Genomic DNA, 15,551 nt, shown 5'->3' on the forward strand with positions numbered 1-15,551 from the left:
GTAATTGTGCTAGTGGCTTTCTGGGGACCTGCTCAAGGGCAGGGGAGAACAACTTCGAATATGGCAGCTGTTGCGGCTACCATAGCGCTAGATCATCATATCCGCGTGTTAATGACACATACGCATTTGGAGCAAGGTGTGCTTGAGCATTTGTTCTCACAGACAAGAACAACGCTTCAATCTGCGAAGACCACAGGTGGAATGGATGCGATTGAGAGATTAGTGCAGTGTGGAATGCTTACACCTGAAGGAATTAGAGATCATGCGGAGTCCATTCTTAAAGATCGGTTGGAACTGCTTAGTGGATCTATGAGTGCTGAGAAACATGAGACAAAGCTCTTGCTTCCGCATATCTTCAAGGATTATCGCAGGTTTTATGATTTGTTATTTGTGGACCTCTCCTCCGAAGATGATCCGGAGGTCGTATCTCTGGTTATGGAACAGGCAGATTTGATTGTGGTTAACCTAAATCAGAATCAGGTAAGTCTGGATTCCTATTTTTTGAACAAAAACAAAGCTCCTGTGCCGAGTCATAAGTCAGTCCTCTATTGTATTGGGGCTTATGAGCGCAGCTCCAGGTTCAATAAAGAGAGAATTATTAAGCTGTATGAATTGAAGAAAAAAGCAGTAGGTGTTATCCCACATCATATTGGTTATATGGATGCTCAAAATGAACGGCGTTTTGTTCAGTTTCTATTGAAGGCAAGAGAAGCTAAATCCCGTTTTCTGGAGTTTAGTGAGGACGGAAACTTCACTGAGGCGGTACGACATATGGGACAGCTTATTCTCCGGATGCTGGAGATTTCTCCAGTATCGGAAGTGGATGCTGCGAATGATTAATCTGATTCTGATCTTTGTAGTCCTGATAGCTATTGGAGTGTTCCTGTACTTATGGCTGGGCAGACGTAAGGATGCTGCTCCACCTTCCGTCCAACTGAAATATGATATGAATGAAATCGTGCAGTTTCTGAGAAGGGCTTTTGAGGAGATTATAGCGGCGTCTCTTTATGAAGGTAGCCCAAGTGAGGAGGAATACAACCGTCGGAAGGCGCGGAGAAGGGAATTGCAGAAAGCGCTCCGAAGTTGCATGCACGGTGATCTTTCCGCTAAGAAATATGTGAAGCTTTATATGAAGGATCTATTAGTTCAGACCTACGGTCTGGATGAAGGAAATGTAGATAAGATTATCAGCTTCGGCCATACGAATCGATTGACTTCACAGGATTGCTTCGATATCTTGCTTTATGTTTTCAAAAAAGATCATGGTCAGAATGCATTTAATGTAATAGTAAGCAAATATAGCCTGGACACATTGCAAAAGCTGCCTGATGGATCTAAGGGGTATAAGATCACCGAAGAACAGATTCGCCATATCTATCAGTCAGAGCAGCCGAGATTGTCCATCCAGGACAAGATTGAAATTATTGTTCAGAGAGCTTATCAAATTTATAAGGGGCTCGGCGTTATTGATGAGCTTCGAGATCAGAACATTGACGGAGTTAATGGAGGAACAAGTGGCATGCCTCCTGATGTCGTGCAGACTACAGATTTTCTGGAATATACGAAGCAGCAGCATTTTATTCCACAATCCTATGATGCGGTATGGACGTTCTACCGCGGAAAGTCGCTTCACCTGGAATTCTTAAGTTTTGGTTCTGAGAAGGAGCTTAAGCGGGTTTGCCAAAATATCTATGGGTTTGGTAATCCTGGGCAATTAAATGAATCCAAGGGTTATATCATCAACGATATGGCTGATGGCAGCCGGGTCGTGGTTGTGCGGCCCAAAATGGCTGAAAGCTGGGCTTTTTTTGTCCGCAAATTTAACGATTCGCTCGTGGAATTGGATCAGCAGATCCAAGATCAAGGGGCACAGCTTGCGATTGATATGCTTATTTTTCTCATCTTGGGCCATCAGGTCACCGCCATCACTGGCAGACAGGGCTCGGGGAAAACAACGCTGCTTAAGGCACTGATCAAATATATTGATGCGAAGAATATCCGGATTCAGGAGACTTCCTTCGAGATCTGGGCGAGAAAAATGTATCCGGGTAAAAATATTTTATCCTTTAGAGAAACCCCCTCCGTTAGTGGGCAGGATGGGCTGGATGTGCAGAAAAAAACGGATGGCGCTGTGAATATCGTCGGTGAGGCGGCTACTCATAGTGTGGTCAGTTATGTGATTCAGGCAGCCCAGGTAGCTTCTGAATATACATTGTTTACACACCACGGCAAAACACTGCCCAATTTGGTCAGCGCTTTGCGCAACAGTCTTATTGCATCGGGAGCTTTCAGTAATGAGAAAATTGCTGAGGTTCAGGTTGTTGAGGCGCTTGGTTTCAACGTTCATCTGGTACTACGTGCTGGGAAAAGATATATCGAACGGATTACAGAGATTATTCCGGCAGATCCCCAGTTCGAATATCCTCAGAACTACAAGGATCCTGAGAATATTACGGACAAGCTGGATGCTTTTATGGATACCGTGACCGAATATTTTGGCCGGATGACAGATCGGCGTTCCTATGATTATAAGGATGTCATTGTGTGGGAAGCCGGAGAATACGTGACCAAACATCCGATCAGCAGCCGTAAAATCGATGAAATGCGCAAAAATATGGATGAAGAGGATGCACTAGAATTCGCTGCATTTCTTGAGAAGTATTGGGGGCAATCCGCATGAATCTGCAAAACCTATTATTGATTATTTTGGGAACCTCGGGAGTGCTACTGGTTGTCCTGCTTGTGCTGCTTAACATAGTGCAGCGTAAATTGAAGGGAACACAATATCAAGAGCAAAGGCGGCTAAAGGCTCTCCTGCCAACGAGAACAAAGGAAAAAAGATGGTTGGAGCAGGCCCATAAAACTTATCCGGTACTTGATGAACTGCCATTAGTGAAGAAACTTCTTCACCGGATGCGCTCGCGTCTGACCTTGGTTCATGCAGGCAATGAAATCATGATCAGAAGTCGCGCGGCTGCGCTGACGCTAATGATTGTTGCTTGTATTCTGATCATTTCGTTGAGTTCATTCCTCTGGACTTCATCGTGGGTAAGCCGTGCGACTATTATGCTAGTCTCAGTTTATCTTGGAGGTGTCCTTAGTGATCTCTTCATTGGGCGTTTAGTAAAGCAGATGTTATATGACCAATCGTCCATGATTCTGGATATTCGCCATGAATATCATCAGACACATATGGTGCAAGTCAGCTTGGAGAATTCTGCGGAACGTTCGAAACCAATGGTAGCCGTGCATGCCCGGCAGATTGCCGGGATTCTGGCAGCGGTGGACCCGGAAGATGAACTACAGAAATATTATGAGATTGCACCTAACCGTTATATGAAGCAACTAGCTGGGGTGAGTTACAAAATAGGTGAATATGGCGATGCGGATATCCATAAAGGGGAGCGTTCGATTTATCTATCGATGCTTGGCAATATCAGAGAAGAGATTCATATGGATATTAATCGGCGTGAACGAATCGATCGTTTGTTATATGGTATCGTTTTTGTAGCCATTTCACCCGTATTCATGCTGGATCCAATCCGCAATTGGGCGGAGGGAATGTTTCCTATTGTATCTAATTACTACAATTCGGCCTGGGGGTTATATTCTTTAATCTTACTTTATATCACGTTCATAATATCGTTTATTGCCTTGCGGATTCTCAAGGGTGTGGATGAAGATACACAATCTATCAAAGATGAGGGTAAGTGGTTAAAACGGATTCTGAAGAAAAAATGGATCTTTAAATTGGTGGATCGAATCACGCCGGCAGAACATGAGCCTCTTCATTTCAAGGTAGCCGGCAAATTGAAGGATGCTAACTCCGGATTGTCGCAACAGGCCTTCTTTTTGCAGAAAACATTAGCGGCAGTAGTTATCTTTATGCTGATCGTATCGCTTCAATTTTCCATCCATGCCAATATCAAGCACAACATTTTGCACCCCAATAAGCAGATTACAACAGGGGGCAATCAGACAGAATCTCAGAAGCTGCTGAGCGAGGAACGTTACGCTTTTGAGCAGACTTTAATTGGAGAACTGGTAGCGAAGGATATTACACCGGATCAGATGTTGCCCTACATTCAGGAGAAAGCGGAGAATAAGTCTTTCCTTCAGAACAATCTGAACCAGAATGCCTATGCTGCACAGTTAATGAACAGGGTAGAGCAATATCATGAGGAGTACTACAAATGGTATGAACTTTTGCTGGCTTTTGGGCTGGCGGTGGCAGGGTTTTATCTTCCGGATGCTTACTTAATCATTCGTACTCAGCTGCGAAAGTGGGAAATGCAGAATGAGGTGGATGGCTTCAATACACTTTCCATGATGCTGTCTCAATTTCCGAATATCAGCGTGTACGAAATGATAGAGTGGCTGCATCGTTACAGCTATATTTTTGAGCGGCAGCTGCTGCGCTGCATGCTGGATTATGAGGCTGGAGGCTGGAGTGCCATTGAGAATCTGAAGGAGGACGCACGTTTCGTTCCCCTCGAACGGCTCGCAGACCGCTTGCAGGTTGCAGCCGATCTGATCCCGGTGAAGAAGGCGTTTGATGATATGGATGCGGAGAGGGCATTCGCGATGGATCAACGCAAGGAGCACTATGAGAAGGTCATCAGCAGGAAAAGTACACTGGGTAAAATGTTTGGGTTCTTGCCGATGCAGGCAACGTTCACCTTATATTTACTGCTTCCCTTCGTCTATATGGCCTTCCAGCAGCTGGGTGACCTGACTGTTGTAACTGGCAAAATGTGAAGGAGATACAGGCATGGAGAATATAGCAAGCTTTTTGAAAACAACAATATCGATTCTGATCACACTGGCCATTATATCATCCGGTCTGTTCTTGTGGGGGAAGACACAGCCAGTTGTCGAATTGGCGAATAGCCAGGCGGCGGCACAGGCCAGGGAGCTTTCGGAGCAGCAATATTCCGCATTTGACAATCAGATTGTCAGCGGCTCCCAGATTCTCACAGCTTATCGGAGGTACGAGTCGCAGCAAGGCTTCTGCCTATACGTTGAGAAACCATATGCTAATGGTCAGAATGAGGCAGAAAGAAGATTTAGCATGAATCCAAGTGGAGAAGGTTATTGCCGTGCGTTTGATTATTCCGGAGCGAAGTTCAAGGAGGGAAGCGAAAGTGGTGTAGATGAAGAAGAAATCTCGAATGCTTCAGGACAATATTATATCAGTCCACAAGCTAAATATAGGGCGAGGCTGATAAAAGATAATAATGAGCGCATTGCAGCTATTTTTTTCGTAGCGGAGTAGATGCGTTAAGAGCAATAAAATAAAAATTAGCTCCAAATAAGGTGAGGAGGAAACATCATGGAGAATATCTCGACCGGACTTAAATGGGTGATTGGCATTATTGTTACCATTCTGATTATTGCCGCAGGTGTAAGTATTTATCTGGTTATCAACAACTACTTCATCCGCGCACAGGAACAGACTCTGGCCCAGACCCAGATGATTAATCAAGCGGAATTCAACAGCTATGATAACAAGGATGTATCCGGCCAGGATGTGATTAATGCGGCAATGCGGTATAAGGGACGTCCGCAGTTCGCGATTAAGATTAAAACAGGGGAAAATACAGAAGGGTTCTACGCGCAGAATACTTATGGGGCTAGCTACGAAGAACCTAAAGACACTACTAATCCGGTAGTTGATTTATCTACTACTAGTAATCTTCAAGGTGATGTCAGTGTTTCGACGATGCTTGATCAGACAAATTCAGATTCATATAACAGTGATAATTATTTAGTAAATACACTCTCCGTCTTTAAAGCGGTTGTTTATAAGGACAGCAATGAGGAGGTTCGTTTAATAGTTTTTACCCAGAAATAAAAACGATATAGAAAAGGGTGGGTATAGATGGAGAATATTTCTACGGGACTTAAATGGGTGATTGGCATTATTGTCACCATTCTGATTATTGCCGCAGGTGTCAGTATATATCTTGTCATTAATAATTATTTCATCCGTGCCCAGGAGCAGACCTTGGCCCAGACTCAGATGATCAATCAAGCGGAGTTCAATTCTTATGATAACAAGGATGTATCTGGTCAGGATGTTATTAACGCGGCAATGAGATATAAGGGACGTCCGCAATTTTCCATTCTGATAAAGACTGGAGTAAATAAAACTGGTTTTTATGCGAAAAACACATATGAAACTTATTATGAGCCTGCGAAAGCGGCCAGTGGCGGAAACCCGGCATCAGAGCTTGATCTTGGAGACAAGAACAGTGGTGCTGATAACTTTAGTGTATCAGCAATGCTCGACCAGAGCTCTAACCAAGATAACAGTAAAAACTGTAATGTCAATACGCTTTCTATTTTTAGAGCTACCTTACATAAGGACAAAAATGATGAGGTTCGAATTATTGAATTTAATCAGAATCCGGATCATAAATGAAAACTAGCACTCAATTTCTACTAACCCTCTTTGCTTGGATCTTGTTTGCTGTCGGCGGATTTACGTTTTTGCGGTTGGAGATGGAGAGTTCTGTTCCAAACAGGCACTATGAGCTGCCGACAGTTGCATCGGCACCTTACAAAGGGATAGGTGATTTGAACAAAATTAGCGGTGAGCAGGTCATTGGTATGATCTCTCCAGCACTGGAGGGGGAATATATTTTATATATCGATGGCATTGCAATTAATGAGGAAACGGACCTTACAGCAGTGGATTTGCGTGGAGTGCCTGATGCTGCTTATCAGTTAAGAGTCACGCGAACCGATGAGATGATTACGCAAATCTCCGCCACCCGCTAGAAAGGAGGAGCCGCATGGCAGACGCGCTGAAAGGTGTAATTATTATTATTTTGCTGGCATTTGTGTTCGGAGTCTATCCGGCATTCCGTCAATCCGAAGTTGTAGAAAGGAATACTAAGCTCGCCGCCAATGCGGCTGTGGTGGAATTCGTGGATACCGTTCGTGCTAAAGGATACTTGGATACTTCCGATTATGAGCTGTTTCTTCATTCGTTGGATGCTTCATATGGTGTTTTCAAAGTGCAAATGGAGTATTACAAAAAGAATTTACAGCCCTTATATACGAATCCTGATGATTATTCTACATTCCAGAACAGCTTTAGTGTCCGATATGACGGATATTTCAGCAAGGATATTTTGGAAATCTTATATCCGCATTCAGGAACTTTACTGGCTGCAGATGATCCAGGTAGAAGGTTTACCATGCATGTAGGCGATCTGTTCAATGTCCGGTTAGAATCTGAAGGGACGACACTTGCCTCACGGATGCGATCGCTCTTGTTTCATAGTGAAATGATTCCGGTCAATTTGAAGTATGGGGGGATGGTCCGAAGTGAAGCCCCTTAGTGTTGTGCTTGTTTTTCTAATTCTGGTCATTCCTCTTGTTCTTATGGGCGACACTCGAGAAGATCTTCAGGTCTTCAATCAGGACATGTATAAACGCTATTCGGATGATTTTCAAGCCGCAGTGGATGATGCTGGTGATTATCTGTCACGACTGGAACAGCAGCCTACTACCACAGCAGTGCACTATGGGCGGGAACGCCAACTGCAACTGGATCAGGATGTGCTAAGTGTTTTTTACAGTGATTTAGCTTTGAAATTTGGGCTGGAGAACAACCAGACTGAAATGAACAATTTAAAAATGCATATACCCGCACTGGTGATGTTTGGATATAGCGGCTATACGTTGGTTACTTTGGACGACACGGCTAGTAATAGCGGGAAGGATGAACTTAAGCCTGTGAGTTGGCCTGAGCGTCCATATTATTACAAGCTTCAGAACGGCAATTTGCTTTATTTCACTTTGGACGATAATGCGCGGGTGTTTGATACTACCTCTAATGAATTCTATGAGGGGGAGTATACAACCCTAGCGGCTGAGACCAATCTTAATCCTCTGACCTCTATAGAACTATTTCACGAAATCCGGCAGAGTACGATCACATCACTCGTTGAAAAAGACTTGGCAACAGCCATTAACAGACATTTGGAGCTAGTGAAACGAATGGGCTTGTCGATTCAGTTCACCCTTCCCCGCGGCTTGCAGGAGCAATCCATACAGGATGTAGGGATTATGGCTTTTATTCAAGGTTATCCACTTCCTGGGGGAGAACTGCTGGATGCATATTCCTTAGGTAGTGGGGCAGTAATGCGACGAAAGGTTCTGATAGGTACCCGGAATTCAGCAGGGAGACATATTGCTTATGGAGAAAGCTGTGTACCCCCGGGGGTTACTGTTATAGAAAGTCTGTTCGATCCAGAGGAGGCTGCGCGAAAAGGGTATTTTATTGAGGATTGTGCGGTTAGGTGATAGATGTGGGAGTAAAAGATTTGGTATGGAGAAATAGGGTCATCGGATTAAAAAAAAGTTTCATTGTGGAGGAGTGAGAACATGAGGAATTTTAAGTTTAATAGTCTATCAGCAATTATTAGATCAAAGAAGGCAAGAAGAGGCATGACTATAGTCATTTGTGTGTTCGCAAGCTTAGTGTTGTTAATTACTACAGCGGGAGCGGCAGGAACAGCTGCCAAAGCAGTGAACGTCATCATGGACGGCATTAAATATCCACTGACAAAGGGACATCCTTATTCAGAAAATGGGACGACAATGATCCCATTCCGCATGATTTCAGGAAAACTCGGCACACAAGCTAACTGGAATGCAGCAAACAAAACGTTAACTCTGCAGCAAAAAGAAAACAAAATTGTACTGACAGTAGGTTCTTCTTTTGCGAAAGTGAACGGGCAACCAGTAGCGCTTGGTGCTATGGTTGTACAAAAAGATGGAATGACGATGATTCCATTAACCGTTGTCTCTGATCTGTTATCCGCAGAAGTGGAGGTGGACGAATTTTCTCAAAGTGTGCACATTCACACGCCGGGTAAAGATTTAGGGGAACTTGATTATTTTGGAAGGAAAATACGTACGACAAACCTACCTAAGAACTATAAAGATTATCCATACATTCTGGAAGACATCCCGAATGAAATGTACGAAATGAGGCATACCATAAACTACTATGCTGGGGATGCTAAGACCGGAGCACAGATGTTTATTACTAAGGTAACTAGTGAAGATATGGCCAAAATCATCAAACGTATGAAGATTGGGTATGATCTACGGTTGAATGTAGATTACAAAACGATTGACCCGGCAAGTTATGCAAAAGAAGTTTTTAATTTGGAGAATCAATCGGTATCCATCCGGGAGAATGAAATTAAAGAATACGCTGAATGGGTGAAGAAAAATAAAATTCAAATTGAAGGGGCGATTGATCCTGAACCGTCTGTTCTCTATTATCCGGGCACTGGTGATTACCGCATTCGATCCAAGTTTCGTTTCAAAATTAATAATTTTATAGAGTATAGAGACATATTACTCGATGAGTACTTTATAGCTCACTTCAGACGTTCTGGTGAATTGAAAAAAGGAGTCTGGTATGAGGGTTATGCTGATATATCTGTTTCTACGAACTACTATAATGGTACTCCAGGCGAAACTAAGAATTTAGATTCACTCTCAAGTTTGTTTGAAAATGCTACCTTGCATGAAATGAAGTGATGAAAGATGCGGTGTAAATGTCTATATTGTCTAATGGTCATATTTATAAATTCTTTATTACTTTCACCTTTTGTAGGTGTTGTAGACGCTTCTTTTTTGGCCAGGTTTGAAGACGGGGCATTTCTTTATACAACAACTTCCAATGAAGCCTCTTCGAGTATAAGATTCCAGACGGTAGGTTGGTATATTCATACCCAACCAACGTGTGCATCCTCTGGAGCCTATGGAGGTGAAGTGCAATGCGACCCTACCTCATTGCCTTCTAATCAACGTATTAAATTACAAGATAATGGCGGAGGGCATGTGAAATCAGAAACTATTGTAGATGGGATAGTGACTACAAACTTCGAATGGACTAAAGCAGAAGTGCTCGCTGCTATTGGACAAGCTAAGGCGGAACAAGTCATCTCTGAAGGCACTCCATTATACGCTAGCGCCATAATGCGAGTAGTGACGGGGTCCAGAACGAACCCAATCCAAGTTTCCGGACCCTATCATACGTTGTATGATATTAAACACGCAGAGAGTTGGGCTCATCCAGAAGATTTGAGACAATATTTCGATGTCACAGTTCCCTTTCAGGGGGAAAATTATCCGGTTAATATGATTCTTAAACTTTCGAACGGAATCGTGGTGAGCGATCAATTAATTGGTAATTATAAGGCTGGTTATAACATTGTAAAGTCTTTTCCCCTGACCGTTCAATACGAGGGAGAGGAATATCAAATTAACCAATCTTGGCTTTCTCCGATTCTGAGGCCAAGCGATCAATTATATATTCAAAGCAAAGCTTCGAATGATCCCAGCTTAGTTCAGCGTAATTTTAAGGTTTATGTAGGTGGAGTCAAAATGGTGGCCAGTTACAAAAAAGTTGGTAGCCCTCCCACCGAGGGAGAAGGCTCAGGCGAATGTAAGTATACTATTGATCCTCCAAACAAGATCGCTGCTCCGCAAACGTCATTTATGGAACCGGATGCGAACGGGGCAATTCTAGGTGATGATACAGCAAATGGACGCCATTTTGATGCACCGGTGGGAATCCCCACCTCTGAGAATTTATTTTCCAATGTGTGGGGAAAGAACTATTTGTTTGAACATACCTTCGCCAATATGGCAGGTCAGATTCGTTATTCCTGCAGTGTTAAAGTTACATATCCGACGAAGTGGGAGGAAGCGCAGCCGAATCTTCCAGGACCAAATGGAACATCGATTCCTCAAGCTCCGCTTCCTAAAACAGGGAAATTTGATAAGACCTATACCTTTGACTTGACTCCAAAAGAATATGCGTACTGGCAGGTAGATCAGTTAGCTGTTTATCAAATCGATCGTGCCCAGATGGAGAACTATGCGCTGCCTGGAGGAGAAGTCACTCTATATCCTAATAATTATGGTTCGCCGACGCTTGAGCTTACCAATAGTACAGAAGTAGAAGACCATGTTGTTCCCCAAGATACGGGAGGGATAGAATTCAAGCCAGAAGTGGTAGATGGTGGAGACCACGAACCGGGTCCTGAAGATGTTGAGGATACAGACGTGCTCACAGACCTTGCGGAAATGCAGACCAAAGATCCTGAGGTGCAGAATGACCGACTAGTATTTAACGGGGAAACGATTATGGATGATACCGTTGCTAACAAGACCGGGCCTACCCCAGGGAGGATTCCTGATCCGCAAATCATCGGAGACGAGGTGCTTTACGAGGGCCAGTTGATGATCAATAGCGGTTTACTCAATCGGCAGAATACAACCAGCACGGGTACCATTTATTATACAATGCTGTCGGAGAACGTAGAGGGAAACGGAGATCAGGAATTTTTGATCTCTCCGATTAACTCCGTTACCGTGCACACACCGGTCGTCAACTACTCGCTACTTCCAGACGATAACCGCCCATTCGATCAACGTATGACACTGGATATGACTAGGGCGGTGCTGATCTTGGATCGGCCGTTCACCATACATTTTACGGAGAGTGGCCAGCATCTCAATATCCCTGGGTACGGCAACCGGGATTATGCCAAATACACGAAAAACAAGCGGATTCAATTTCCGTTTGGTGTGTTTCAAGGCAGCCAGTATTACCCAGAGAATACCTGGATCTACATCCCTGTTGGAACACCGTCCATGACCTTTACTATGCCAACCTGGGTGAATGAAGGCGACTATACCATTTATACGCAGTCTTGGGCTATAAACGCCCCGTCAGATGGATTGGATCTTTGTGAGGAGAACTTGAACGGTAATTTGACGAATTACTGCGCTTCGGAGAGTTTTAATATTGGGGTCGTCGGTCGACTGTTCGATTTTCGGATTTGGGACATCGGTGATTTTCGGTTTGAAAAGGTGTTTCGAACTGGCGTGGGGACACTTGAGCATAGCAACACGATGTACTATACGGGAGGGAATGATGAGAATGGCATACCGACCGCTTTAAGCGGACAACTACAGTGGCAGCTGCCGATCCGCAAGGGTTCTCATCCTACGGAGCAACGGACGGTACCGCATAACGGCTATTCCTTCTTGTTTGACTTCCGGACCATCGGGAACCTGTGGCAGCCGGGCGAGGGTATCCGGATCGAGCCAAGCTTCTATTTTATTCCGAAAAACGGAGGTACAGCGACACCTGTCGATCTGTACTATGATATCTCCGGTTCGAATAATAAAATGATCGGAGTCGGCTCTTCCAAGGATAAGCTGAGTTATTCTCGGACCTACCGCTTGGCGGATGGCTTGCGAAATATATCGAGTGGTGAATTATCGACGGCAGCAAGCTATGAGTACAATTACATACTGTCCGAGGCGGAGCGGGAAAAGACCTCTTGGCTGAAGTTCTATCAGCAATATACAAAGCGCAAAACTAAAATCGCTACAGGCTATAACCTAGAGCTTCTACCTTATAAATCGAGAACCTTAGTAGGTCCGACCGATATCCCTAATGGAGTGAATCCGATAGCGGCGGTTCGGAGCGTTCAACACTGGTACGGAGAATACAACCTGCCGATAGCCCCTTACATCCTGCCTAAAGGAACAGACATTGTCACCCTGGCGAATCATTATGGAGGGGCACTAGATGGGCATGAGCAGGAGTTTATCACTGGCGGCTATATCCTGGTAAATTTCGAAATTTATACGGTTAAAAATGGGGATGCCGACACTCGTATTTTAGGCTACAAGGCACCTATTGCTAACATGTGGGCGATTGAAGGTCAGATGACTGGGAGCACAGATGAAATGGGGCAAACGTTCTCTTTTTCCTCTGGGGATATCATTCTGTTTGAATCAGATTACTCTGTACGAAATGATTATCAGGGGCAGGCAAAATAAACTTTAGAAAAAAATAACTTAAATGTTTTATTTATCTTTAAATGGATTTAAATATAAACTTTATATCATTGAAGACCGATAATTATATAAAGGAAACCGGAGCTATAATAATGAATTTGAAAGATCTTTTGGGGTGTTAAAAAGTATTTTTTAAGTTCATTTTTATATAAAAAATCATTTAAAGGAGAGGTTAATAATGGCAGAAAAAGTTACATTGAGTTACGAAGGATTAGCAGGGCAGGCAAGTACAGTTTTGAAACAAAAACTAGAGTACGATGCATTAATGAAAAAGATTATGACGACTGCAACGAATCTGAATAGTATTTGGGAGGATGCAGCAGCTAGAGACTTTGCTGAAAAGGTAAAAAGTATGCAGAAAACTTTCGATGCATTTGGTAAAGCGCTTGAGGATATTGGAACTCATATGAATAATGTATCTAAGAGTTATTCGCAATTATCTAGAGATATTAAGACTTCTCAAAAAGGTTTCTAGGAATCTTTAATATGATTTAGACAGCAAGAGCTCTAATACATAAGAATTCAATTAGCTATGCAGAGTGCTGCATAGCTAATTTTATTAGAAGCAAGCAGGGGGAATCACATGGCGTCAACGAAGCTTACATTTAACGTAGATGAAGTCGAGCGCCTGCAGACGAAAATAAGACAGGTAAGCCAGGACACCAACCGGCTGTACCTCCAGTTCAAAGGTCAAGCTAGTAACTGGAGTGGCGTCCCATTAGGATCAAACCAGGTGCAGGCGCAGATAATCATCAACGAACTGACGGTAGAAGCGGAAAAATTGGAAGACATCATTCGAGGCGCGATAAAAGGTGTTCAAGGCGCACAGGATGAGAATAAGCGGCAGGCAAATCAACTTTTTCAGCAGCTCGGTGTTCTTGAGGGGATGTTCGAAAGGTTTGGGAGCGGAAGTGCAATTGGGCAGTCTTCAATTCCGACGACGGCTCAGAAAGCGGTCACGAATCTGATCACCACAATTGCTACTCTGATGGGTTGGGATGAGTTGAATAGTGATCCTATGGTGCAGAAGCTCCAGGCAACTGTTAAAAAGTCAGGATTGGAAACGATCGACTCCATAGCCGCGCAAAGTAAACTGAAGGATATCTACCTGGCGCGGGATCAGATCGCGAAGGCGCAGACAGCCTATGAGGTATATCAGGCGTTTGGAAATCAGACTCAAATGGACGCAATGCATAAGTTAGCGGAAGACGCACGCAAGAAGCTGAAATCCTTGGGTATAGACGAGGTCCAGTACCAGGCGGGTAAGGATCTAAGCACTTATTTTAAGAAACCAGCGGTTAAGGCATGTGATTATGATCCGTCGATTACCAGTAGAAGCATACCACTAGTGCAGAATGAAACGTATCAGTTGCTACTACGGACGGCAATGGAAAAAGGGGAGAAGGGAGCCTGGGCAAAAGGGCAACTGGAAGGCGTTCAAACCACCATGGAACAGATGATTGCTACTGGAGTAAGTTTGGGTGTACACGTGATGACAAACCAAGGTGGAAAGGCTTGGGGAGATGTTATAAAATTGACTTCATCAGTCGCCCAACTGGATTCCTATAATCTGTTTAGAAAGAATAAAACGGAGGAACAAGCAAAACCCGAGGATTCTAAAAATGCCTTTTATAAATCAATAGACAGTTTTAAAGAAATTGGAAAGGGTTTTGTAGGGACATTAAGAACTCGTGCGGATAAGGCGACAGACTCCCCCTATGACTTTTTCAACTGGTTAACATTAGGCATAACAGGAGATATTCCGGTCGGGATATATGAAGCAGCCAAAGATCGATCAGAGCATATGTTTGATTCAAAGGAGAAGTTTGCGGATTGGTTAACACTGGGAACAGTGGAGATGGCGAAAGGAGCATTTGATCCAGACGAAGCATGGTCAGCGGATCATTGGCTCAATAGTCTGGGAATGGTAACGTTGTTGTATGGTCCGGTAGAAAAATCTTTGCTTCCTACAGGAGGCGGAGGTCTAAAGCCTCCAAAAGGGTTAGATTCTGTAAAAGGTATTGAGGTACAAAAACCGTTGCCGGCATTTAGCACAAATGAAGGTTTTCAATTCAAGATAAATAATCTAGATATAGATACGCCGGCACTTCCACAGACCCCGATGCAAATCAATTTTAAGAATGAAATGGACCGGATTTTAAGAGAGAAGATGGAAGGGAAAAGTGACAGTAATCATTCAATAAAGGATGTAGAAGTGAAGGCGGTTGAGGGGACGGGTAATGCTCAGACAGGTGGGAGAGAACTTTCAGTTGATGAATATCTAAAGCGTCTTGATATTTCTGATGCAATGTATGAATCCTTTAGGAAATCGAATGTAGATGTTCAGAGTATTGCGAAAAATACAGGTATGTCCGAGAATAGAATTCAAAGAATAAAAGACCATTTATTTTTTAAAGAACATATTAAAGAACATGGTGTTGGACGCTTTGAAGCAGATTATGAAATTGCACAAGCATGGGATAGACTTCAAAAAGGGAGATTTAAACAACAAGATATTGACTTATTGAATCATGAACTTTTTGAATCTAAATTTGAAGGTATTTTTAAAACAGACTATAGGACTGCACACGATAAAACAGTTGATTCTGGTCGTCCGTGGTATCCACCTGAGGAGGAGTAAA

At 43.4% G+C, this 15,551-nt stretch carries 13 protein-coding genes; all 13 read left to right on the forward strand.

The window, feature by feature from the left end:
• Positions 1-6: 6 nt before the first annotated feature.
• The 13 genes from NST58_RS09795 (at position 7) to NST58_RS09855 (ending at position 15,550) form a co-directional block, all read left to right on the forward strand.
• Positions 7-840 carry a hypothetical protein gene (locus tag NST58_RS09795; RefSeq protein ID WP_076219077.1) on the forward strand — a complete coding sequence of 278 codons (834 nt, stop codon included), beginning with the start codon at positions 7-9 and terminating at the stop codon, positions 838-840.
• Entirely contained in the window at positions 833-2,680 is a 1,848-nt protein-coding gene (locus tag NST58_RS09800; protein ID WP_081387195.1) for an ATPase, T2SS/T4P/T4SS family, read from the forward strand. Before NST58_RS09795 ends, NST58_RS09800 begins: the two co-directional genes overlap by 8 nt.
• Positions 2,677-4,758: a hypothetical protein gene (locus NST58_RS09805; RefSeq protein ID WP_076279378.1), complete on the forward strand. Its 2,082-nt coding sequence runs from the start codon at positions 2,677-2,679 to the stop codon at positions 4,756-4,758. The genes NST58_RS09800 and NST58_RS09805 overlap by 4 nt, the downstream gene beginning before the upstream one ends.
• 13 nt (positions 4,759-4,771) lie before the next feature.
• Entirely contained in the window at positions 4,772-5,275 is a 504-nt protein-coding gene (locus NST58_RS09810) for a hypothetical protein (protein ID WP_339247527.1), read from the forward strand.
• 57 nt (positions 5,276-5,332) lie between these two features.
• Positions 5,333-5,854: a hypothetical protein gene (locus NST58_RS09815; protein ID WP_076279377.1), complete on the forward strand. Its 522-nt coding sequence runs from the start codon at positions 5,333-5,335 to the stop codon at positions 5,852-5,854.
• Between the two features lie 27 nt (positions 5,855-5,881).
• Positions 5,882-6,424: a hypothetical protein gene (locus NST58_RS09820; protein ID WP_076279376.1), complete on the forward strand. Its 543-nt coding sequence runs from the start codon at positions 5,882-5,884 to the stop codon at positions 6,422-6,424.
• Positions 6,421-6,783, forward strand: a complete 363-nt coding sequence (locus NST58_RS09825) for a hypothetical protein (protein ID WP_076279375.1) — start codon at positions 6,421-6,423, stop codon at positions 6,781-6,783. The genes NST58_RS09820 and NST58_RS09825 overlap by 4 nt, the downstream gene beginning before the upstream one ends.
• 14 nt (positions 6,784-6,797) lie before the next feature.
• Positions 6,798-7,349, forward strand: a complete 552-nt coding sequence (locus tag NST58_RS09830) for a hypothetical protein (RefSeq protein ID WP_076279374.1) — start codon at positions 6,798-6,800, stop codon at positions 7,347-7,349.
• Complete coding sequence (locus NST58_RS09835; protein ID WP_339247530.1) at positions 7,336-8,316, forward strand: hypothetical protein; 981 nt, start codon at positions 7,336-7,338, stop codon at positions 8,314-8,316. The genes NST58_RS09830 and NST58_RS09835 overlap by 14 nt, the downstream gene beginning before the upstream one ends.
• Before the next feature lie 81 nt (positions 8,317-8,397).
• The gene (locus NST58_RS09840; RefSeq protein WP_312150954.1) at positions 8,398-9,567 is read left to right on the forward strand and encodes a copper amine oxidase N-terminal domain-containing protein; all 1,170 of its coding nucleotides are present in this window, start codon (positions 8,398-8,400) and stop codon (positions 9,565-9,567) included.
• 303 nt (positions 9,568-9,870) lie between these two features.
• Positions 9,871-12,891 (forward strand): DUF5704 domain-containing protein, encoded by a 3,021-nt coding sequence (locus tag NST58_RS09845; RefSeq protein WP_339247535.1) that lies wholly within the window; start codon positions 9,871-9,873, stop codon positions 12,889-12,891.
• Positions 12,892-13,087: 196 nt separating this feature from the next.
• Positions 13,088-13,384, forward strand: a complete 297-nt coding sequence (locus NST58_RS09850) for a WXG100 family type VII secretion target (protein WP_076104587.1) — start codon at positions 13,088-13,090, stop codon at positions 13,382-13,384.
• 108 nt (positions 13,385-13,492) lie between these two features.
• On the forward strand, positions 13,493-15,550 hold the full coding sequence (locus NST58_RS09855; protein WP_339247537.1) for a hypothetical protein: 2,058 nt from the start codon (positions 13,493-13,495) through the stop codon (positions 15,548-15,550).
• The last annotated feature ends 1 nt before the right edge of the window (position 15,551 follow it).

Source organism: Paenibacillus sp. FSL R10-2796, assembly GCF_037965315.1.
In the GTDB taxonomy this organism is placed as follows: domain Bacteria; phylum Bacillota; class Bacilli; order Paenibacillales; family Paenibacillaceae; genus Paenibacillus_AQ; species Paenibacillus_AQ odorifer.